The sequence below is a fragment of the Devosia lacusdianchii genome (genome assembly GCF_022429625.1).
In the GTDB taxonomy this organism is placed as follows: Bacteria; Pseudomonadota; Alphaproteobacteria; order Rhizobiales; family Devosiaceae; genus Devosia; species Devosia lacusdianchii.
Genome location: NZ_CP092483.1, coordinates 4,254,722 through 4,274,053 on the forward strand (window position 1 = coordinate 4,254,722; position 19,332 = coordinate 4,274,053).

The window sequence follows — 19,332 nt, forward strand, 5'->3', positions numbered from 1 at the left end:
CTCAATCATGGGCATTTTGGGGCAGGCAAAGGAAAGGCCCCGGATCGCTCCAGGGCCGCAAACAGGGATTCACGTGAAACTTCGAGCCGGCTTACGCCGCCTCGGTCATCGAGACGCCGTGCTCCATCAGCTTCTTGCGGGCAGCGTTGACGACGTCGACGCTGAACTCGTCTTCGTGGTTCAACACGATCGCTTCGCCGGTCAGGTCGGTACGGCCATGGGCCACCAGCTTGGCAAAGCCGTCGCTGATATCGGCTTCCATCATCTGGTCGGACAGCACCTTGATGGCGCCGACGCGCTTGTGCTTGGAACGGATCTTGATCAGCTTGGTCGCCCGGCCATTGTCGGCCGTGCGGAATTCTTCGGCGGCAACGAGGCCGGTCCAAAACAGGCGTTCGACGCCCGCCTCATGGGTCGATCCGGCAATCTCGGCAATGCGCATCTGGCACCCAAAAGCAAGGTCGTCATAGCCCAGGCGCACGGCATTGGCCATGAGCTTGCGCAGCTTTTCGGGGTCGGTGAAGGTCTGGGGGTCTGGGATGTTCATTCGTCACCATAGGCCATATGGCGGGAAATAGCGAATGCTTCGAGCCGCCCCGCAGGGCAAATCGCTCCAGTGGAGCGATTTGAGGCGAGAAGGCCATGAGCGCTATGCGCGAGTGGCTGGCGATGGCGTTCGTAGTGGTCCCCTGCTCCTCTCGTGAGAGAAGGTGCCCGAAGGGCGAACGAGGGTCTTTTCCTGGCGTCTGGCATGGGCGAACGCAGCACCCCTCACCCTGACCTGTCGCTGAGCGCGTCAGGTCGTCCCTCTCCATCAAGGGGAGAGAGGAGAAGCACCAAACAAAAAGGGCCCGGCTCGCGCCGGACCCCGTTCAATTCCATTCGGTCGAAACTTAGGCCGACTTCTTGTCGTCGTCGTCCTTGACCTCTTCGAAGTCGGCGTCGACGACGTCGTCTTCATCCTCATCGGCGGTGCCGTTGGCCTTGGCCTCGGCTTCCGCCTGGCTGGCCTTGTACATGGCTTCGCCCAGCTTCATCGAAGCTTCGGCGAGGGCGCCGGTCTTTTCCTTGATCAGCTCGCCGTCGTCGCCTTCGATCACCGCCTTGAGGTCGGCAATCGCGGTTTCGATGGCGGTCTTGTCCTCCGCCGTGACCTTGTCGCCATATTCCTTGAGCGATTTCTCGGTCGAGTGGATCAGGCTCTCGCCCTGGTTCTTGGCTTCCACGGCCTCGCGCTTGGCCTTGTCGGCCTCGGCATTCTGCTCGGCTTCCTTGACCATCTTCTCGATGTCGGCGTCCGAAAGACCACCCGAGGCCTGGATGCGGATCTGCTGCTCCTTGCCCGTGCCCTTGTCCTTGGCCGAAACCTGCACGATGCCGTTGGCGTCGATATCGAAGGTCACTTCGATCTGCGGCACGCCGCGCGGTGCGGGCGGAATGCCGGTCAGGTCGAAATTGCCCAAGAGCTTGTTGTTGGCGGCCATTTCGCGTTCACCCTGGAACACGCGGATGGTCACGGCGCTCTGGCTGTCCTCGGCGGTCGAGAAGGTCTGGCTCTTTTTGGTCGGGATCGTGGTGTTGCGGTCGATCAGGCGGGTGAACACGCCACCCAGGGTTTCGATACCCAGGCTAAGCGGGGTCACGTCGAGCAGCAGCACGTCCTTGACGTCACCCTGCAACACGCCGGCCTGGATCGCAGCGCCAAGCGCCACGACTTCGTCCGGATTGACGCCCTTGTGCGGCTCCTTGCCGAACAGCTGCTTGACGACTTCCTGCACCTTGGGCATGCGGCTCATGCCGCCCACCAGCACGACTTCGTCGATCTGGGCTGCGGTCACGCCGGCATCCTTCATCGCCAGCTTGCACGGCTCGATGGTCTTCTGGATCAGGTCGTCGACCAGAGTTTCGAGCTTGGAGCGGCTGAGCTTGAGCGTCAGGTGCTTCGGGCCCGAGGCATCGGCGGTGATGAAGGGCAGGTTGATTTCGGTCTGGGTCGAGCTCGACAGTTCGATCTTGGCCTTTTCGGCCGCTTCCTTGAGGCGCTGCAAGGCGAGCTTGTCGCCGCGCAGGTCGATGCCCTGTTCCTTCTTGAACTCGTCGGCCAGGTAGTCGACCAGGCGCATGTCGAAGTCTTCGCCACCCAGGAACGTGTCGCCATTGGTGGACTTCACTTCGAACACGCCATCGCCGATCTCCAGGATCGACACGTCGAAGGTGCCGCCGCCAAGGTCATAGACCGCGATCGTACCGGCGGCCTTCTTGTCGAGGCCGTAGGCGAGCGCCGCAGCGGTCGGCTCGTTGATGATGCGCAGCACTTCAAGGCCGGCAATCTTGCCCGCATCCTTGGTGGCCTGGCGCTGGCTGTCGTTGAAATAGGCGGGAACCGTGATGACGGCCTGCGTGACGGTTTCGCCGAGATAGGACTCGGCGGTTTCCTTCATCTTCTGCAGGATCATGGCCGAAACCTGCGAGGGTGAATACTTGTCGCCCGAGGCTTCCACCCATGCATCGCCATTGTCGGCCTTGACGATCTTGAACGGCACCAGGTTCTTGTCCTTGGCGACGACGGCATCATCAAACCGGCGCCCGATCAGGCGCTTGACGGCAAACAGGGTATTTTCGGGATTGGTGACCGCCTGGCGCTTGGCCGGCTGGCCGACGAGACGTTCGCCATCCTTGGAGAAAGCGACCATCGAGGGGGTGGTACGCGCCCCTTCCGCGTTTTCGATGACCTTCGGATTCGCACCGTCCATGACTGCAACGCAGCTATTGGTGGTGCCCAGGTCGATACCGATGACTTTTGCCATTATACTAGCCTCTCTTTCAGCAAACCCATGATGAGACCCCTCTCGCGAGGCAGCCCCGTGGCCTGACACGGGCCGGGTTCCTTGCAACTCAAATGTGCCCATCGCTGGGCCTGCGGCGTATATAGGGGGGTGGCCCTAAGGCTTCAAGCGCGCAAAAGGCACATTTGCCGCGGGTTTGGGTCATTCAGCTGACGAAAGCCAAAAGTGATAGCGGCGCCACTGTTGCAATGGCGCCGTATGCGAAATGGCAGGGATCGAGATTCGAGCTAGTACAGCGTGTAGCTGTTGAGGTCGCAGATGTTGATGTTGCTGACCACGATCTCAGTGCCGCCGGTCATTATCATCTTGAAGTCATAGAGGCACGCGGTCGAGCCGTCGGCGATGATCACCGTGCTCTGATAGCCCGGCGCCAGGGTCTGGTCGGACCCGAGCAGGTCGTGGCTCCAATAACGGTCATTGACTGGCGCGACGTAAAAATACTGCAACGAGCGAGACGCCGAGTTGATCAGGGTAAAATAGATGTCTTCAGCCATGGTGGGCAGCGTCGTGCCCGCCACTGCCAGGACGGCAATACCGCTTTTGATAATGATGTTCATTGCTCTTGGGTCCCGATGCCGATGGCCCCGCGCCTGCGGGATTGCGGCTTTCCGACATAGAACGTATCCGACCCCGCTTCACGGGGTTTCGAGATACCGGTACATCGGGGAATTCTGGCCGGCAGCGACGGCCAGTGGTCGCGATCAATCTCAGCTAGGTTGCGACTTTCCTTTGTCGCGCCGCCGCCCTAGAAAGCTGCCATGTTCGCCCCCGGCACAGTGCTGCTTCACGATACCCTCGACCCCGGGGGGCAGAACCTGCTGTTCACTGGCCCGCGCGAAATCCTGGTCGCCCATAATGCCGCCGAGGCAACTGCTGCACTGTCCCGGCTGGAAACGGCGGCCGAGCGCGGCCTGTGGGCGGCCGGATATCTGGCCTACGAGCTGGGCTTCGTATTCGAGGAGCGGCTGCTGTCCCGGCTGCCCGCGCCCGGCGCAACGCCCCTGCTCTGGCTCGGCCTTTACGACGCCCCCGAGCGGCTGGACACTGCCGAGGTCGATCACCGCCTGACAGCCGCAGCCGCGGGCTTGGAAGGCCGCGCCGTCGATATCGTGCCGAGCCGCGACTTCGCCAGCTATGGCACTGCCTTTGACCAGGTCAAAGCGCTGATCGCCGCTGGCGATACCTATCAGGTCAACCTCACCTTCAAGGCGCGCTTTCGTCTCGAAGGCGATCCGGTGGCGCTCTACCGCGAGCTGGTGCGCAAGCAGCCCGTGGCCTATGGCGCGCTGATCAATACCGGCGAGCATTGGGTGCTATCGCGCTCGCCCGAGCTGTTCGTCAGCAATGACGCCGGTACGCTGTCGGCCCGGCCGATGAAGGGCACGGCCCCGCGCGGGCGGACGCTGGCCGAGGACGAAGCCGGCCGTGCCGCCCTGGCGGCGGACGAAAAGAACCGCGCCGAAAACCTGATGATCGTCGACCTGCTGCGCAACGATCTGGGTCGCATCTCCGAAATCGGCTCGGTCAAGGTCACAGACCTCTTCACCGTCGAGACCTACAAGACGCTCCACACCATGACCTCGGGCATAACAGCCCAACGCCGCCCGGGGGTGACCACGACCGGCCTGCTTGCCAATCTCTTCCCCTGTGGTTCAATCACCGGCGCCCCGAAACTGCGCGCCATGGAAATCATCGACGAAGTCGAGACCGGGCCGCGCGGGCTTTATACCGGCTCGATCGGCTATTTTGCCCCCAATGGCGACCTGGCCCTCAACGTCGCCATTCGCACTGCGGTTATCGACAGCGATGGTCACGGCCAGATTGGTATCGGCGGCGGTATCGTGGCCGACAGTGTCGCCGAGGACGAGTATCGCGAGGCGCTGCTCAAGATGGCGTTCTTCACCGAACCGGCTGCTCCGGTCACGCTGATCGAAACCCTGCTCTGGGAACGGGACAAGGGCTATTGGCTGCTTGACCGGCACATGGCACGGCTGGAGCTGTCCGCGCGCTATTTCGAATTGCCCTGCGACCGGGAAGCCATCACCGCAACGCTTCGCGGCGTCACCATGACGGCCGATCGCATGCGCGTGCGGCTGACTCTTGACGCATCCGGCCCCGCCGTCTCCGCCGTGCCGCTGCCGGCCAATCCGGCGGTGTTCCGCTTCGCCATCGCCGCCGAACCGCTCGATTCGCAAAGCCGCTGGCTGGCGCACAAGACGACCAATCGCGCCTTCTACGACGAGCCGCGCCAGCGCGCCCATGCCGAGCTTGGCGTCGATGAGGTGGTGTTCCGCAATGAGCGGGGCGAACTCACCGAAGGTTCGATCACCAACCTCTTTGTCGAACGCGACGGCATGCTGCTTACCCCGCCTTTGTCCGCCGGTCTGCTGCCCGGCACGCTGCGGGCCGAGCTCATCGCTACCGGCAAGGCTGTCGAGCAGCGTTTGACCCTTGCCGATCTCGAAACCGCCGAGGCAATCTGGCTGGGCAATTCGGTGCGCGGCCTGATGCGCGCCGAGTGGATCAAGACCTAGGAGACAAGCCGATGACGATCGAAATCACCCCGCGGGACGTGCTGGTCGTCGTCGACATGCAGTACGACTTCCTGCCCGGCGGCAACCTTGCGGTAGCCGGCGGCGATGAGATCGTGCCGCTGATCAACACGCTGGCGCGCCATTTTACCAATGTCGTGTTCACCCAGGACTGGCATCCGGCCGACCACATTTCCTTTGCCAGCCAGCATCCCGGCAAGGCGCCGTTCGAGACCGTGGAACTGCCCTATGGCACGCAGGTGCTGTGGCCCGACCACTGCGTGTGGAACACGCAAGGCGCGGCACTGTCAGCCGATCTCGACATTCCCCACGGGCAACTCATTATCCGTAAGGGGTACAACCGGTTGATCGATTCCTATTCCGGCTTCCAGGAAGCCGATCGCGAAACGCTGACCGGCCTGGCTGGTTATCTCAACGAGCGCGATCTCGGTCGGCTCTATGTGGTGGGCCTCGCCACCGATTTCTGCGTCGGCTGGACCGCCATCGATGCGGCGGCCGCCGGGTTCGACGTGACCGTGATCGAGGATGCGACGCGGGCCATCGACAATGCGGGAAGTCTCGCCAAGGCCTGGGCCGATATGGCCGAGGCTGGGGTGGAGCGGGTGATGAGCAAGCAAATTCTGGGGTAGGCGGGCACCCCTCCCCCGCCCACTGCACGTCATCCTCGGCTTGACCCGAGGGTGACGATCGAGTGTGTACGGCGTGCAACTCAAGCCCAAACGAAAATCCCCGCTTGCGCGGGGATTCACGTGAAACGCTTCGTCGCGTCTCAGACGCTCTTGTCGATTGCCTCGTCCGCCGGAGCGTGGCTCGGGCCGCCCTTGGCGACGCCGACCATGGCGGGGCGCAAAACCCTGTCGCCGATAGCGAAACCGGCCTGCACCACCTGCACCACCGTACCTTCCGGCCGGCTCGGATCGGGGACTTCGAACATGGCCTGGTGCTTGTGCGGATCGAATTTCTGGCCCTCGGCCTCGATCGGCTTGACGCCGTGCTTGGCCAAGAGGCGCTGCATTTCGCGCTCGGTCATCTCGATGCCTTCGATCAGGCTCTTGGTGGTCGCATCGCCATTTTCGCGCGCTTCCGCCGGCAGCACCATCAGGGCGCGGCTCAGCGCGTCGGTGGCCGAGAGCATGTCGCGGGCAAAGCCGGCAATGGCGTAGCTGCGCGTATCGGCGACGTCGCGCTCGGTCCGCTTGCGCAAGTTTTCCATCTCGGCAATGGTCCGCAGCACGCGGTCCTTGAGCTCAGCATTCTCAACGCGCAGCGCCTCGACCGGGTCAACCGCCGGCTGCTCACTGGTGATTTCGACTTCAGGCGTCTCGCCCGAGGCGGCGTTCTCGTCGCTCATCATTGTTCTATTCCGCAAAAACCAAAGAATTTGCCCCGCATATCGGCCAAACCAGTGTCCTTTTCAAGTCATAGTGCACCGGACCGGCAACGCTCACCGTGACGCCGAGGCCATTGCTCCACCGGCGCCAAAGGTCAAAATCATCGCTTCCGCGCCATCATCGCTTCCGCGCCATCATCGCCGTGATCACATTGGCGGTATAGTCCACCACCGGCACGATGCGGGCGTAATTGAGTCGGGTCGGCCCGATCACGCCCAGCACGCCCACCACCTTGTCATTGGCATCCTTGTAGGGCGAGAGGATGACCGAGGAGCCCGAAAGCGAGAACAGCTTGTTCTCCGAACCGATGAAGATGCGCACGCCTTGCGCCTTCTCGGCATCGCCCAGCAGCTCCAGCAGGCCATCCTTGCTTTCGAGCTCGTCGAACAATTGCCGCATGCGCAGCAATTCGTCCGATGCCATCGTGTCGTTGATGAGGTTGGCGCGGCCGCGCACGATCACTGTCGGCGCGCTGGTTGCCGAGGCCTGGCTGAGGGTCGCGATCCCAGCATCCACCAGCTTCTGCGTCAGCTCGTCGAGCTCGGCCCGTTGCTCGGCGCGCTGTTCGGCCAGCACCTTGCGCGCTTCGGCTATGGTGCGCCCCACCACATGATGGGCCAGGTAATTGCCCGCCTGAGCCAGCGCACTCGCCGTTAGTCCCGGCGGCGTATCCATGATGCGGTTTTCCACCTGCCCGTCCTGCCCGACCATGATCGCCATGGCGCGGGTCGAATCGAGCCGCACGAATTCGATGTGGCGCAGGATCATGTCGGCCTTGGTGGCGATCACCACGCCAGCGCCCTGGCTCAGGCCGCTGAGCAATTGGCTGGCCTCGGTCAGCACATCCTCGACTTGCCCCTGGCGCTGGCCCTCGATCGATTTGGCGATCTGGCTGCGTTCGCTTTCGTTGACCGCGCCGACCTCCAGCATGGCGTCGACAAAAAACCGCAAGCCCTCCTGCGTCGGCGCCCGGCCCGCCGAAGTATGCGGTGCCGCGATGAGCCCCAGATCTTCGAGATCGGCCATGACATTGCGCACCGAAGCCGGCGACAGCCCCGTCTGCAGCATGCGGCTGAGGTCGCGCGAGCCCACCGGCGTGCCGGTATCGAGATAGCGTTCCACCAGCCGCCGAAAGATGTCCTGGCTGCGGGCATTGAGCACGCTCAAAAAATCTTCGGGAGGCTTGCTCATGCCGTTTCGATAAAATCGTCCACTTTAACCCTGGCGTCTCATTTAAGCGCATTGCGCCCCTACGCCAAGCCACCGCCGCTTGTGAGCGGGGCTGAGGAGGGTTAAGAGGCGGTTAATAGAAATTTCCAAGCGGATTCTTGATGCGCCCTTCCGGACGTGAACCCAACCAGATGCGATCAGTGACCATCGAGCGCAACGTGGCCCAGAAGGCCGAAGGCTCCTGCCTCGTCTCGTTCGGAAATACCAAGGTGTTGGTCACCGCATCGGTCGAAACCAGCCTGCCGGGCTGGCTGCGCGGCAAGGGCCAGGGCTGGGTCACCGCCGAATATGGCATGCTGCCCCGCGCCACCGGCTCGCGCACCCGTCGTGAAGCCACGGCAGGCAAGCAGTCCGGACGCACCCAGGAAATCCAGCGTCTCATCGGCCGCTCGCTCCGCGCCGTGGTCGATATGCAGCTGCTTGGCGAAAACCAGGTGACCATCGATTGCGACGTGCTCGAAGCCGATGGCGGCACCCGCACCGCTTCAATCACCGGCGCCTATGTGGCGCTGGCCGACGCGATCGCCTGGATGGATGAGCGCAAGCTGACCAAGGGCAAGGCCCTGCGCGATTCGGTCGCCGCCGTATCCTGCGGCATCTATCGCGGGGCGCCGGTGCTCGATCTCGACTATCTCGAAGACGTCGAAGCCCATACCGACGCCAACTTCGTCATGACCGGGTCAGGCAAGTTCGTCGAAATCCAGGGCACTGCCGAACAGGCGCCGTTCAGCCGCGACGAGCTCAATGCGCTGATGGAATTGGCCGAACAGGGCGTTGGCGAATTGACCCTGATGCAACAGGTGGCGCTGCAAGCATGATCGGTTGGCTCCTCAAGAAAGTCGCGCGTCAGCCTGCCGCCAAGCCGGCAGAGCCCGTGCGCTCGGTCCCGGGCGAAAACTGCGCCCTCTGGCATGACGTCGCGCGCGCCCTCGATCAATCGTCCCGCGCTGCCGCGCGCACCAAGAGCAAGGGCGTGGCCCGATGAGCATCCCTCGGCTCCGCGAAGGCGATCGCCTGGTGCTGGCCACGCATAATGCGGGCAAGCTGAAGGAATTTCAGGAACTGTTCGAGCCGTTTGGCCTCGAACTGGTTTCGGCTGGCGAACTCGGCCTGCCCGAGCCCGAAGAGACCGGTACTACCTTTGCCGAAAACGCCCGCCTCAAAGCGCATGCCGCGGCACAGGGCTCCGGCATGCTGGCTCTGAGCGATGATTCCGGCCTCTGCGTCGACGCGCTTAATGGCGAGCCCGGTGTTTACACCGCCGACTGGGCGGGGGTGCCGCGCGATTTCAACCACGCCATGAAGCGCCTCGAAGATGCGCTGCAGGCTGCCAATGCGACCTCGCCCGGCCAGCGCAAGGGCTCGTTCAACGCCACGCTCTGCCTCGCCCATCCCGATGGGCGCGACGTGATCTATGCCGGCAAGTGTAATGGCACGCTGGTCTGGCCGCCGCGCGGCGATCGCGGCCATGGCTATGATCCGGTCTTCATGCCCGATGGCTATGACATCACATTCGGCCAGATGCCGGCTGAGATGAAGCATTCCTGGTCGCCCGGCGAACAGGGACTGAGCCACCGCGCCCGCGCCTTTGCGCTGTTCGTGGAGAACCAGATTGAGCAGTAACCCCAACGACATGTTCGGGGTTTACGTGCACTGGCCCTTCTGCGCGGCCAAGTGCCCCTATTGCGATTTCAACTCCCATGTCCATCGCGGCCCGTTCGACGAGATCGACTATGTCGCCGCCTATGAGCGCGAAATCGCCACGGCCGCGCAATTGGCGCCGGGCCGCGTGGTGCAATCCATCTTCTTTGGCGGCGGTACGCCCTCGCTGATGAACCCGCAATCGACGGGCCGTATCATCGATGCGATCGCCAAGCACTGGACGGTAGAGAAGAACGCCGAAATCACGCTCGAGGCCAACCCGACCAGCGTCGAGGTCGATCGCTTCAAGGGTTACCGCAGTGCCGGGGTGAACCGCGTGTCGCTGGGCGTGCAATCCCTGCGCGAAGGGCCGCTGGCCGAACTCGGCCGCCGCCATACGGTGGATGAGGCGATCGCCGCTGTGCGCATCGCGCAGAGCGTTTTCGATCGCAGCAGCTTCGATCTCATCTACGCCCGCCCCAAGCAGACACTCGAGGATTGGGAAGACGAGCTCAAGGAAGCTTTGTGGATGGCGCGGGGCCATATCAGCCTCTACCAGCTGACCATCGAGCAGGGCACGCGCTATTTCGACCTGCATAAGGCTGGCAAACTGGCCATGCCCAACGAAGACCTGGCGGCCGATTTCTATGAGCTGACCCAGGAGCTGACGGCGTCGGCCGGGCTGCCGGCCTATGAGATTTCCAACCACGCCCGCCCCGGCCAGGAGAGCACCCACAACATGCTCTACTGGCGCTATGGCGAATATGCCGGCATCGGCCCGGGCGCCCATGGCCGCTTGATGATCAACAACCAGCGCCATGCCACCGCCGCCGAAAAACTGCCCTTCGACTGGCAAAAGCTGGTGAAGACCAAAGGCCACGGCATGGTGGTCGACGATGTGTTGACCTGGGAGGAGCAGGGCGACGAGTTCCTCGTCATGGGCCTGCGCCTCAAGGAAGGCATTTCGCCGGCACGCTTCACCTCGATTTCCGGGCGGCAGATCAGCAAGACCCAGATCGAAGCGCTCAAGGGCTATGGCTTCGTCGAAAGCCTGCCCAACGGCAATCTGCGCGTAACCGACAAGGGCTTCCCGGTGCTGGACGCCGTGGTCGCCGACCTGGCGGCTTAAGGCTTCTTTACCTCTCCCCCAAAGGGAGAGGTAAGAAAGCTAGAGCTTCGCACCCTCGATCTGCACCGCCCCACCCTGCCCGATCTTCTTGATCGCCAGCGCGTATTCGCTGCGGCCATTGCCGAGGAACCGGAACACGCCATCGCGCCCGTTGAACCCCGTTGCTGCCGTCAGCAGCCCCGCATTGTAGGGCGGGTTGGCCATGGACAGGGCATTCACATTGGCAAGCACCGTCGCCGTGTAGGCAATGGTGGCCAGCGCATGCGGCTGGCCCCCGAAGCGTGCCTGGTAGTCGCCACGGATCGCCGCCATGCCGGCACCATCGACGGTTGGGTAAATGGCGCCGCTCAATTGGCTGGCGGTCATGATCGCCGGGTCGCCTTCCCAATCGGCCGAGCCCACGATCTGTACCATATCTGCGCTCACGCCCGCCTGGCTGAGCAACGCGCCGAAACTCGGCGCGGTCGAGCGATCGGGCAGGTAGAGTGTATCGATCAGGCTCTTCTGAATCATTGGCAGCGCCTGATCGACGATCTGCTTGGCCTCGTTGATATCAGAGAAGGTGTAGATGGCCTGGGGCGCGAACCCGGCGGCGGCCGCCTGCTGACGGAAGGCCGTTTCCTGCGCCTGGCCGAACTCGGTTGCGGGGAAAATCCCGGCAACACCGCGCCGGCCTTGGATCTTGACCCAGTTGAGCGAACGTTTCATCTCAGCATCAGGCAGGACGCTGAGCAGATAAACACCGGGGCTGGCTGCCGTTGGATTGTTGGAAAATCCGATCAGCGGCAGGCCGGCGGCGCGCGCCACCGCTCCGGCGGCAGTCACCTGATCGGCGCGCAAGGGTCCGAGGATCAGCTTGGCGCCATCGGCGACGGCGGCGCTTGCCGCACTGGTCGCGCCCTGCACCGTTGCGCCGGTGTCGCGCAGGGTGAAGGTGACATTCTCGGCGATGTTGGGATTGGCCTCGATGAAGGCTACTGCCAGCTTCGAAGCATTGGCCAGCGACATACCGACCGAGGCCAGTCCTGGGTCACCGCTCAATGGCAGCAGCAGCGCCACCTTGACCGGGCCGCGGCCGAAACTCTCGCTCGGGCCGGCCGGCAGCATGGGCTGGTTGGGGATCACTTGCCCCTGCCCCGGCTGCATCGGCGCGTCGCCGCCGAAGCTCAATGTGCGCGAGCCAAACTGGAAATCGGTGGGCGAGCAGGCCGTCAGCACGAGCAGGATCGCCGCGCCGAAAGCGCGCCGCATGCCATGGCGGGTCACTCGATCCAAGGCCACGCTTGCCCTCAAAGTGCTAGCAGACTGTTAACACTTTGAACGTCATTGCTTAACCAATTCTCAACCGCCCGATCAGTCCAGCGCCTTGATGTAGCGATCGGCGGATCGTGCTACCGCAGCCTTGGCGTCCGCGAGGATGACCCGGTCCCACCAGCCGCCATAGATGCGGTCGAAGCGGAGCGTCGCCGCCCGGTCGGCGATGCGGCGGACTTCGCGCGCCGGCAGCGGGATCATGTTGGGATAGGAGCGCATGAAGCTGACCCAACCGGCCGCGGGTGCCACCTGGATAGTATCGCCGACCATCAATGCGCCCTTGCCGTTGGCACCATGAGACCATTCGAGCACGCTGCTGCCCTCGAAATGCCCGGCCAGGCGATGGATGGTGACGCCGGGCAGCACTTCGTGATGATCGCCGCTCCATGGGACGATGTTGTCCGTCTGGCACATCACATGCGCCAGATCGGCCTCGGGCAGCAGGATCGGCACATTGCCCAGCTTGGCGCTCCACTCGGCCATCCCCGTGTAGAAATGCGGATGCGAGAAACAGATCGCCTTGAGACCGCCGAGCGCCTTGATCCGCTCGGCCGTCGCATCGTCCAGCATCGGCACGCAGTCCCAGAGCACATTGCCCTCGGTTGCCTGGATCAGCAGTGCGCGCTGGCCAATGCCAAGACCGGGAGTCACGCCAACACCGGCAAGGCCCGGTTCGAGTTCCCGCCAATCGTTGGCGTGGGTGGTCTCGATCGCGTCGCGCGCGACCCATTCCTGTCCGTTCGGTCCCAGATACTGCCGCTCGTCCTCGCAGATCGGGCAATGGGCGGGCGGGCTGACGCTGTCAGGAAAATGCGCGGCGCAGGTCTTGCAGATCCAGGTGGTCATGGGTGTCCTCCGTTTTTTGTTGTCCCTATACATAGGCGCCGCGGCTGCTAAAACAGCCCTGGCGCTGGAGAAAAACGGCTCGTGGACGACAAGCACTATTTCATCGCCGGAACCGTATTTCCCGCGCCCCCGCTGGCGCCGGGACTTTATGTGGTGGCGACGCCGATCGGCAATCTGCGCGACATCACCATTCGGGCGCTGGAGACACTGGCCGCCGCCGACGCGATCCTCTGCGAAGATACCCGCATGTCGGCGCGGCTGCTCGATCATTACGGCATCAAGGGGCGCCGTGTGGCGCTGCACGAGCACAATGAGCGCGCCAAGGCCGAGGATATCGTCAACCGCATTGCCGCCGGGCAGGCACTGGCACTGATTTCGGATGCGGGCACGCCGCTGCTCTCCGATCCCGGCTTTCCACTGATCAGGGCACTGGCCGAGGCCAACCTGCCGGTCTTTGCTATCCCCGGCCCCTCGGCTTTGCTCTCGGCTTTGGTCGTCGCTGGCCTGCCCACCGATGCCTTCGCTTTTCACGGCTTCCTGCCGCCAAAGGCCGGCGCCCGCGCCAATGCGATTGTGGCGCTGAGGGATTCACGTGAAACTTTGGTGTTTTACGAAAGCCCGCGCCGCCTTGACGACACGCTGGCGGCCATGGCGGAACATCTGGGCGAACGGCAGGCTGCCGTGGCGCTGGAGCTGACCAAGCGCTTCGAGCGCGTGCATCGCGGCACACTGGCCGAACTGGCCGCCGAATTTGCCGCTAGCGAAACCAAGGGCGAAGCGGTGATCGTCGTTGCCGGGGCCGCCGAGGCCAGTGCACCCGATGCCGCCGACTGGCAGGCCGCGCTGCTGGTCGCCATGGCAGATCAGCCCTTGCGTGCCGCCGTCGACGCTATCACGGGGCAATATGGGCTCAAGCGCAAGGAAGTCTACGATGCCGCCCTCGCCCTCAAAGTCGAAAAGTAGCGCCCGCATCGCGGCACAACTCGGTGGGCACCGCGGCGAGGCGCTGGCGGCGCTGTTCCTGCGGCTCAAGCTCTACCGGGTGGTGGAGCGTCGCTACAAAACCCCGGTCGGCGAGATCGACCTCATCGTCGAACGCTTCGGGGTCACGGTATTCGTCGAGGTCAAGGCGCGCAGCAAGGCGGCCAGCGAAGGCGAAACGCTGGAGGCCGTGAACCAGCAACGCATCGTCCGCGCGGCGCAATACTGGCTGGCGCGCAATCCAGCCAAAGCGGAAACGCCGCTGCGGTTCGATGTGGTGTTCCTGACGCCAGGCCGCTGGCCGCGGCATTTGCGGAACGCGTTTGGGAGTGAGGGTTTCTAGTGATGCGGTGGGATCTACCCAAAACCACCGCGCGGTACCTCCCCCTTGATGGGGGAAGCTAGGAGGGGGTGTTGAGAGCCACGATCTGCATCGTGGCCAACCGTCCCCCACCCTTGATCCCTCCCCGCAAGGGGGAGCGTGTCGACTGGGATTTTGTTGCCTTACTCCGATATCTCCACCCAGATCAGGTGATGATCGCTGGCGGCGTGAATTTCCTTTTCGAGCTCCGGAAACACATCCCAGCGTTTGGGCCGCGAACCCGGCCAGGCGCCCTTGCGGAACAGGCCGGCCGCCTTGACCCGGTCGAACAAAGCCGGCGACAGCAGCAGGTAATCGATCTTGTTGGTCTTGTTGCCCAGGCCATAGGTGCCGGTGCCCTCGAACTGTCCGGGCGAAAAGTTCGGATGGTCGGTGATCTCCCTGAGGTCGGTCTGATCAAGCAGCCGCTGCAGGGGTGCTGAGTCCGGTGTGTCGTTGAGGTCGCCCAGCACCACGATCTTGTCGTGATGTTCGGCGCGCAGGCGTTCATAGATCTCGGCGGTGCGCAAAGCCTGCGCCGCGCGCTTGTCGACCGAGTTCTGGTCATTGCCGCCGAATTTCGACTTGAAGTGGTTGGGCAGGATCCAGATGCTTTCTCCGTTCGGCGTGATCACCTGGTATTCCGGGCAATCGCGCGAATAGACCCGTTCGCCATTGGGCAGCATGTCGGCGATATGGCTGCGCATCAGCCCCACCGAATAGCCATTGGTGACCATCAGCCCGACATCGATGCCGCGATCGTCATTGCCATCAACAAGCATGATCTCGTCATAGGGCGCGCCGCCAAGCTTGAGCAGCACCTGCTCGGAGAATTGCTTGAGCGCCACGCGATCTTCCGCCTCGATCACTGCCAGGATATCGGCCCCGACTTCCTTGATGACGCGGCCGGTATTCATGACGGCCACCGCATTGTTCGGCTCGGTCTTGAGCTCGACCCAGCCGACCCAGTCGGCGCGGCCATGGGCGACGATCTCGAGCGGCCCGCTCTTGGGCTGCTTCCAGAACGCGCCCCTGATCTTGCGGAAGATGACGAAAGGCGGATTGGGCGAGGTCAGCTTGAGCAGTTTGATCAAGGCGAGCATGCGCGCCTTGTCGGCGGCGGAATACTCTTCCTTGTTGATCAGCACGTTGATTTCGGCCACCGCATCGGTGATCTCGGCGCCCTTGGCATGGTCTTCGAGATTGAAGGCCTTGGGCCGGTCGAACAGATTCTCCACGTTGAATGCCGCGATTTTCATGGCGCCCCTCCTGCGTCAACAGCAGCCCCATCATGCGCCGCGATTGTGACGGATGCGAATCGGCAGAAATCCGCAGGCGAAAGCCCTTGCGTCCACGCGTAGCTCGCGCCATGTCATGGTGCCTTCGACGCAGGCATATACCCATGAGACCTCACGATGGGTCTACTGAGATACTGGGCTGGTAGAGACGCCAATGGCAAAAAAACTCAAAGTCGCGGTCCAGATGGACCATGTCGCCACCATCAATCCGCGCGGCGATTCCACCTTCGCCATGATGCTGGAGGCGCAGGCGCGTGGCCATGAGCTGCTGCACTACACGCCCGATACGCTGGCGCTGCGTGGCAAGGTAGTGTCGGCGCTGGCGCAGCCGATCAAGGTCTTCGACAAGCCCAAGGGCGAGCATTTCGAGCTGGGCGAAGCGGCCCGCGTCGATCTCTCCACCCAGGACGTGATCCATATGCGTCAGGATCCGCCTTTCGACATGAACTACATCACCCTCACGCACCTGCTCGAAAAGCTCGAGCCCAAGGTACTGGTGGTGAACCCACCGGCGGCGGTGCGCAATGCGCCCGAAAAAATCCTCGTCACCGATTTCCCCGAGCTGATGCCGCCGACCCTGGTGACGCGCGACCGCAGCATGATCCATGACTTCCGCAGGGAGCACGGCAACATCATCGTCAAGCCGCTCTACGGCAATGGCGGGGCCGGCGTGTTCTTCATCCAGGAGGGCGACCACAACCTGGCGAGCCTCTTGGAACTGTTCGAGAGTAATTACCGCGAACCCTTCATGATCCAGAAGTATCTGCCTGACGTCCGCAAGGGCGACAAGCGGATCATCATCATCGACGGCGAGCCCGTGGCCGGCCTCAACCGCATTCCCGCCGACGGCGAGGCCCGTTCCAACATGCATGTTGGCGGCCGCCCGGAGCTCTCGCCGCTGACCGAGCGCGAAAAGGAAATCTGCGCCACTATCGCCCCGGCGCTCAAGTCGCGGGGCATGATCTTCGTCGGCATCGACGTCATCGGCGATTACCTCACCGAGATCAACGTCACTTCCCCCACCGGCATCCGCGAGATCAAGCGGTTTGGCGGCCCCGATATCGCCGTCATGATCTGGGACGCGATCGAGAAGCGGCGGGCATAGGACGTCAGAAAGTGGGCAAGCCGCTTCACTTCACACGACATGCATTGGAGGCCATCCGTCAGCGCGATCTTGACCTGGAATGGATCGATCGCGCCGTCCATGCGCCCGACTGGGAGGAGGTCGATCCTCAAGACCCTGAGGTCGCTAGGCGATTTCTCGCCGTGCCTGAGCGAGACAATCGCTACCTTCGCGTGGCCTGTGTGGAAACTCCGGCGGAAGTCCGTATACTATCTGCATTCTTTGATCGCCGAGCGAGGCCAAAGTGAAGCCGACTGTCACCTACGATAGCGAAGCCAACGCCGCCTATATTCGTTTCTCACCGGAACCGGTTGAAGAAAGCGAAGAGGTGTCGGCAGGCATCGTGCTGGACTATGATGCGGACGGACGAATTGTAGGCATGGAAGTCTTGGACGCGCGCGCCCATCTCTCGCCTGAGCTGCTCGACAAGGCCGCCTAGCCCGCGTAGTCGTTAGGGCATCAGCCGGAGCCCGCGTCATGCCCACCACAACCTTCCTCGTCGCCTTTGCGACCCTGTTTGCCACTGTGGGCGTGGCTGATATCGCCTTTATCTTCGCGGCGCTGACCAAGCATCATACCGCCAAGCAGCGTTTCGCCTTTGCGACGCGCGGTGTGATCATTGCCGGGGTGATCCTGCTGCTGTTCGGCGTGCTGGGAAATCCGATCCTCGAAATCTTCGGTATCACCATTCCCGCCCTGCGCACGGCCGGTGGCCTGCTGCTGTTCCTTATCGCCATCGACATGGTGTTCGCCCGCCATTCCGGCGGCACCGACATTACCGACGAGGAAGAGGTGGAAGCCCGTTCGCGCGAGGACATTGCGGTTTTCCCGCTGGCCATGCCGCTGTTGGCCGGTCCCGGCGCCATCAGTGCCGTGATCCTGCTCACGACAGGCACCAGGACCGATTTCGAGTACTGGGCCGTGCTGGTGGCGATCGTGGTAATTCTGTTCCTGGCCTGGCTGACCCTGCTCGTCGCCATTCCGATCCAGCGCCTGCTCGGGGTCACCGGCCTGGCCGTGGTCTCGCGCATTGTTGGCATTCTGCTGGCCGCGCTTGCGGTGCAATTCGTCTTCGATGGGGTCAAGACCAGCGGCCTGCTTGGCAATTTCGCGGCCTGAGAGCTTTGGCCGGAAACCGCTAAAACTGTAGCGTTAATCAAGTCTTAACGCTGGCGTTGACCGCGCCGGGCATTGCGGGCACAGCTAGAGGATGAAGCCCCGTTTGCGGACGTCCTACATGCGCGTTGCGGCCGTTCTGACCCTGCTGATCATTGCCATGCTGGCCGCGAGTTCGGGTGGCAGCGTCGTGGCTCGATCCGAAACGCAGGCACCGATCGAGGCCAGCGCCGCCTAGGCCAAAAGCAAAGACGGCCGGCTTGCGCCGACCGCCTCGCATGGAACTGCCGAGCGCCTACTTTTTGGCGGTGTTGCCGGCGCTGCCAGCGCCGAGGCCGGTGACCGGCTTGGCAGCAGCGACCTTGTCCTTTTTCGGCTTCTTGGCTTCCTTGTTGCTGCGCATCTGGCCCTTGGCCATGTCGAGTCCTCCCTGGCTGCGGGCGCGTGGCCCGGATGAATGATCTGCGAAAGCTAGACCCGCGTCGAATCGCTGGCAAGTGCCCGGATTACTTCGCCGATTGGCACCGGCCGGTCGGGCCGAGCGAGGCGATGGCGCGCGGATCGCAGCCGGTGAGCAGGAACGTGATCCAGTCGTTCTGATTGCCATAGAAGGCGTTGCGATCGACCTCGCCCCTGACCCCGCGCACCACGCCGGTCTGCGTCCACTGCCAGAAGGTCCAGGTGCGGTTGCCGTAGCGCTCATGCGGCTCGGCGGCGGTCGAGCGCAGCCAGAAGGCATTGGGGAAATACTCACCCTCGAGAATGTCGCGGTGGAAGTTCATGTCGGTATAGATGATCGGCAGCTTGCCGGTATGGCGCTCCATGGCGTCGAGCATGACGCGGATCTTTTCGAGAGCGTCGGCACGGCTGGGTTTGTTGCGGCAGCTCGAGTGGTTGTTCCACTCGAGATCGAGCACCGGCGGCAGCGCATCGGGGTCGTTGGGTACGTTCTGCGTGAACCACGCGGCCTGTTCGGACGCCAGCGAGCACCAGGTCATGAAGTGATAGGCGCCACGCGGCATGCCGGCATCGCGCGCCCGCACCCAATTGGTGCGGAAATTGGGGTCGATATAGTCCTTGCCCTCGGTGGCCTTCATGAACACGAAGTGGATGCCGCTCTGGAAGGCCGTACGGAAATCCACGTTCTCCTGGTAGCGGGCCACGTCGATACCCTGGATGGGCATGCCGCGGGCGCGGTCGACGCCGGAATGGGGCCGGTTATCGCCCTGGATCGGACCATAGAGCCCGCCACCCGACGAACAGGCGACCAGCAAGGCGGCCAGCAGCGCCGAAATCGTGCCCTTTGCGATCGCGGAAAACGAGGGAAAAGGCAGGCTGACGCGCATGAAAAGTACTCGACGCAAAGACAAATTGAGCCTTTGAATCAACATGGTCGGGTTAATGGGTGATTAGGTTTACCTTTGTGGCAAGCGACGTGGTTAACAAGCCATCTTTCGTTCGCTTTGTGTTTCTCTGTGCCCTGAGCACCGGATTCTCCCCGGTT

The 19,332-nt window shown here is 63.1% G+C and carries 22 protein-coding genes; 12 read left to right on the plus strand and 10 right to left on the minus strand.

The genetic code is table 11. The annotated features are described in order from the left end of the window. Positions 1-91: 91 nt before the first annotated feature. From MF606_RS21080 to MF606_RS21090, 3 genes are all read right to left on the minus strand, one after another. Positions 92-547 carry a hypothetical protein gene (locus tag MF606_RS21080; protein WP_240231285.1) on the minus strand — a complete coding sequence of 152 codons (456 nt, stop codon included), beginning with the start codon at positions 545-547 and terminating at the stop codon, positions 92-94. 346 nt (positions 548-893) lie between these two features. Beyond that, positions 894-2,807 carry a molecular chaperone DnaK gene (dnaK, locus tag MF606_RS21085; RefSeq protein ID WP_240231286.1) on the minus strand — a complete coding sequence of 638 codons (1,914 nt, stop codon included), beginning with the start codon at positions 2,805-2,807 and terminating at the stop codon, positions 894-896. Positions 2,808-3,073: 266 nt separating this feature from the next. Then, positions 3,074-3,403: a hypothetical protein gene (locus tag MF606_RS21090; protein WP_240231287.1), complete on the minus strand. Its 330-nt coding sequence runs from the start codon at positions 3,401-3,403 to the stop codon at positions 3,074-3,076. Between the two features lie 201 nt (positions 3,404-3,604). Between MF606_RS21090 and pabB the strand changes: the two genes are divergently transcribed. Together pabB and pncA are read left to right on the plus strand one after the other, a co-directional pair. Next, positions 3,605-5,380, plus strand: a complete 1,776-nt coding sequence (gene pabB / locus MF606_RS21095) for an aminodeoxychorismate synthase component I (RefSeq protein WP_240231288.1) — start codon at positions 3,605-3,607, stop codon at positions 5,378-5,380. A gap of 11 nt (positions 5,381-5,391) precedes the next feature. Next, entirely contained in the window at positions 5,392-6,027 is a 636-nt protein-coding gene (gene pncA / locus MF606_RS21100) for a bifunctional nicotinamidase/pyrazinamidase (protein ID WP_240231289.1), read from the plus strand. 140 nt (positions 6,028-6,167) lie between these two features. On the opposite strand, the gene grpE is transcribed toward pncA, so the two are convergent. Together grpE and hrcA are read right to left on the minus strand one after the other, a co-directional pair. Beyond that, positions 6,168-6,749 (minus strand): nucleotide exchange factor GrpE, encoded by a 582-nt coding sequence (grpE, locus tag MF606_RS21105; protein ID WP_240231290.1) that lies wholly within the window; start codon positions 6,747-6,749, stop codon positions 6,168-6,170. Positions 6,750-6,906: 157 nt separating this feature from the next. Further along, entirely contained in the window at positions 6,907-7,980 is a 1,074-nt protein-coding gene (hrcA, locus tag MF606_RS21110; RefSeq protein ID WP_240231291.1) for a heat-inducible transcriptional repressor HrcA, read from the minus strand. 140 nt (positions 7,981-8,120) lie between these two features. Between hrcA and rph the strand changes: the two genes are divergently transcribed. Genes rph through hemW form a run of 4 tightly spaced genes read left to right on the plus strand, consistent with a single transcriptional unit; the run spans position 8,121 to position 10,789 of the window. Next, positions 8,121-8,837 carry a ribonuclease PH gene (gene rph / locus MF606_RS21115; protein ID WP_240231292.1) on the plus strand — a complete coding sequence of 239 codons (717 nt, stop codon included), beginning with the start codon at positions 8,121-8,123 and terminating at the stop codon, positions 8,835-8,837. After that, on the plus strand, positions 8,834-9,004 hold the full coding sequence (locus MF606_RS21120; RefSeq protein WP_240231293.1) for a hypothetical protein: 171 nt from the start codon (positions 8,834-8,836) through the stop codon (positions 9,002-9,004). Before rph ends, MF606_RS21120 begins: the two co-directional genes overlap by 4 nt. After that, positions 9,001-9,642: a non-canonical purine NTP pyrophosphatase gene (locus MF606_RS21125; RefSeq protein ID WP_240231294.1), complete on the plus strand. Its 642-nt coding sequence runs from the start codon at positions 9,001-9,003 to the stop codon at positions 9,640-9,642. The genes MF606_RS21120 and MF606_RS21125 overlap by 4 nt, the downstream gene beginning before the upstream one ends. Then, complete coding sequence (hemW, locus tag MF606_RS21130) at positions 9,632-10,789, plus strand: radical SAM family heme chaperone HemW (RefSeq protein WP_240231295.1); 1,158 nt, start codon at positions 9,632-9,634, stop codon at positions 10,787-10,789. The genes MF606_RS21125 and hemW overlap by 11 nt, the downstream gene beginning before the upstream one ends. Positions 10,790-10,828: 39 nt before the next feature. Here hemW and MF606_RS21135 read toward each other — a convergent pair whose 3' ends face one another. Beyond that, positions 10,829-12,070: a type 1 periplasmic-binding domain-containing protein gene (locus MF606_RS21135; RefSeq protein WP_240231296.1), complete on the minus strand. Its 1,242-nt coding sequence runs from the start codon at positions 12,068-12,070 to the stop codon at positions 10,829-10,831. 72 nt (positions 12,071-12,142) lie between these two features. Continuing rightward, positions 12,143-12,949, minus strand: a complete 807-nt coding sequence (locus MF606_RS21140; RefSeq protein WP_240231297.1) for an MBL fold metallo-hydrolase — start codon at positions 12,947-12,949, stop codon at positions 12,143-12,145. A gap of 81 nt (positions 12,950-13,030) precedes the next feature. On the opposite strand from MF606_RS21140, the gene rsmI reads away from it, so the two are divergent. Both rsmI and MF606_RS21150 read left to right on the plus strand, forming a co-directional pair. Then, the gene (gene rsmI / locus MF606_RS21145) at positions 13,031-13,912 is read left to right on the plus strand and encodes a 16S rRNA (cytidine(1402)-2'-O)-methyltransferase (RefSeq protein WP_240231298.1); all 882 of its coding nucleotides are present in this window, start codon (positions 13,031-13,033) and stop codon (positions 13,910-13,912) included. Then, on the plus strand, positions 13,881-14,273 hold the full coding sequence (locus tag MF606_RS21150) for a YraN family protein (RefSeq protein WP_240231299.1): 393 nt from the start codon (positions 13,881-13,883) through the stop codon (positions 14,271-14,273). The genes rsmI and MF606_RS21150 overlap by 32 nt, the downstream gene beginning before the upstream one ends. A gap of 161 nt (positions 14,274-14,434) precedes the next feature. On the opposite strand, the gene MF606_RS21155 is transcribed toward MF606_RS21150, so the two are convergent. Further along, on the minus strand, positions 14,435-15,550 hold the full coding sequence (locus tag MF606_RS21155) for an endonuclease/exonuclease/phosphatase family protein (protein ID WP_240231300.1): 1,116 nt from the start codon (positions 15,548-15,550) through the stop codon (positions 14,435-14,437). Positions 15,551-15,743: 193 nt separating this feature from the next. On the opposite strand from MF606_RS21155, the gene gshB reads away from it, so the two are divergent. Genes gshB through MF606_RS21170 form a run of 4 tightly spaced genes read left to right on the plus strand, consistent with a single transcriptional unit; the run spans position 15,744 to position 17,831 of the window. Next, on the plus strand, positions 15,744-16,694 hold the full coding sequence (gene gshB, locus MF606_RS21160) for a glutathione synthase (RefSeq protein WP_240231301.1): 951 nt from the start codon (positions 15,744-15,746) through the stop codon (positions 16,692-16,694). An 11-nt stretch (positions 16,695-16,705) separates the two neighbouring features. Then, positions 16,706-16,960: a DUF4258 domain-containing protein gene (locus MF606_RS21740; protein ID WP_420842227.1), complete on the plus strand. Its 255-nt coding sequence runs from the start codon at positions 16,706-16,708 to the stop codon at positions 16,958-16,960. Continuing rightward, positions 16,957-17,151, plus strand: coding sequence for a DUF2283 domain-containing protein (locus MF606_RS21165; protein WP_240231302.1), 195 nt, complete (start codon positions 16,957-16,959; stop codon positions 17,149-17,151). The genes MF606_RS21740 and MF606_RS21165 overlap by 4 nt, the downstream gene beginning before the upstream one ends. 38 nt (positions 17,152-17,189) lie before the next feature. Continuing rightward, the gene (locus MF606_RS21170; RefSeq protein WP_240231303.1) at positions 17,190-17,831 is read left to right on the plus strand and encodes a MarC family protein; all 642 of its coding nucleotides are present in this window, start codon (positions 17,190-17,192) and stop codon (positions 17,829-17,831) included. A gap of 292 nt (positions 17,832-18,123) precedes the next feature. Here the strand turns inward: MF606_RS21170 and MF606_RS21655 are convergent, their stop codons facing one another. Together MF606_RS21655 and MF606_RS21175 are read right to left on the minus strand one after the other, a co-directional pair. Next, on the minus strand, positions 18,124-18,246 hold the full coding sequence (locus MF606_RS21655; RefSeq protein ID WP_275693105.1) for a hypothetical protein: 123 nt from the start codon (positions 18,244-18,246) through the stop codon (positions 18,124-18,126). A gap of 88 nt (positions 18,247-18,334) precedes the next feature. Then, complete coding sequence (locus MF606_RS21175) at positions 18,335-19,174, minus strand: glycoside hydrolase family 25 protein (RefSeq protein WP_240231304.1); 840 nt, start codon at positions 19,172-19,174, stop codon at positions 18,335-18,337. Between the last annotated feature and the right edge of the window lie 158 nt (positions 19,175-19,332).

What these genes read in the sequence shown, in the direction of transcription:
- MF606_RS21125 (WP_240231294.1), top strand. Translation starts at nt 9,001, where the DNA reads ATGAGCATCCCTCGGCTCCGCGAAGGCGATCGCCTGGTGCTGGCCACG.
- MF606_RS21120 (WP_240231293.1), top strand. Translation starts at nt 8,834, where the DNA reads ATGATCGGTTGGCTCCTCAAGAAAGTCGCGCGTCAGCCTGCCGCCAAG.
- MF606_RS21090 (WP_240231287.1), bottom strand. Translation starts at nt 3,403, where the DNA reads ATGAACATCATTATCAAAAGCGGTATTGCCGTCCTGGCAGTGGCGGGC.
- pabB (WP_240231288.1), top strand. Translation starts at nt 3,605, where the DNA reads ATGTTCGCCCCCGGCACAGTGCTGCTTCACGATACCCTCGACCCCGGG.
- MF606_RS21170 (WP_240231303.1), top strand. Translation starts at nt 17,190, where the DNA reads ATGCCCACCACAACCTTCCTCGTCGCCTTTGCGACCCTGTTTGCCACT.
- grpE (WP_240231290.1), bottom strand. Translation starts at nt 6,749, where the DNA reads ATGAGCGACGAGAACGCCGCCTCGGGCGAGACGCCTGAAGTCGAAATC.
- MF606_RS21140 (WP_240231297.1), bottom strand. Translation starts at nt 12,949, where the DNA reads ATGACCACCTGGATCTGCAAGACCTGCGCCGCGCATTTTCCTGACAGC.
- MF606_RS21175 (WP_240231304.1), bottom strand. Translation starts at nt 19,174, where the DNA reads ATGCGCGTCAGCCTGCCTTTTCCCTCGTTTTCCGCGATCGCAAAGGGC.
- dnaK (WP_240231286.1), bottom strand. Translation starts at nt 2,807, where the DNA reads ATGGCAAAAGTCATCGGTATCGACCTGGGCACCACCAATAGCTGCGTT.
- pncA (WP_240231289.1), top strand. Translation starts at nt 5,392, where the DNA reads ATGACGATCGAAATCACCCCGCGGGACGTGCTGGTCGTCGTCGACATG.
- MF606_RS21655 (WP_275693105.1), bottom strand. Translation starts at nt 18,246, where the DNA reads ATGGCCAAGGGCCAGATGCGCAGCAACAAGGAAGCCAAGAAGCCGAAA.
- rph (WP_240231292.1), top strand. Translation starts at nt 8,121, where the DNA reads ATGCGCCCTTCCGGACGTGAACCCAACCAGATGCGATCAGTGACCATC.
- hrcA (WP_240231291.1), bottom strand. Translation starts at nt 7,980, where the DNA reads ATGAGCAAGCCTCCCGAAGATTTTTTGAGCGTGCTCAATGCCCGCAGC.
- MF606_RS21150 (WP_240231299.1), top strand. Translation starts at nt 13,881, where the DNA reads ATGCCGCCCTCGCCCTCAAAGTCGAAAAGTAGCGCCCGCATCGCGGCA.
- MF606_RS21080 (WP_240231285.1), bottom strand. Translation starts at nt 547, where the DNA reads ATGAACATCCCAGACCCCCAGACCTTCACCGACCCCGAAAAGCTGCGC.
- gshB (WP_240231301.1), top strand. Translation starts at nt 15,744, where the DNA reads ATGGCAAAAAAACTCAAAGTCGCGGTCCAGATGGACCATGTCGCCACC.
- MF606_RS21155 (WP_240231300.1), bottom strand. Translation starts at nt 15,550, where the DNA reads ATGAAAATCGCGGCATTCAACGTGGAGAATCTGTTCGACCGGCCCAAG.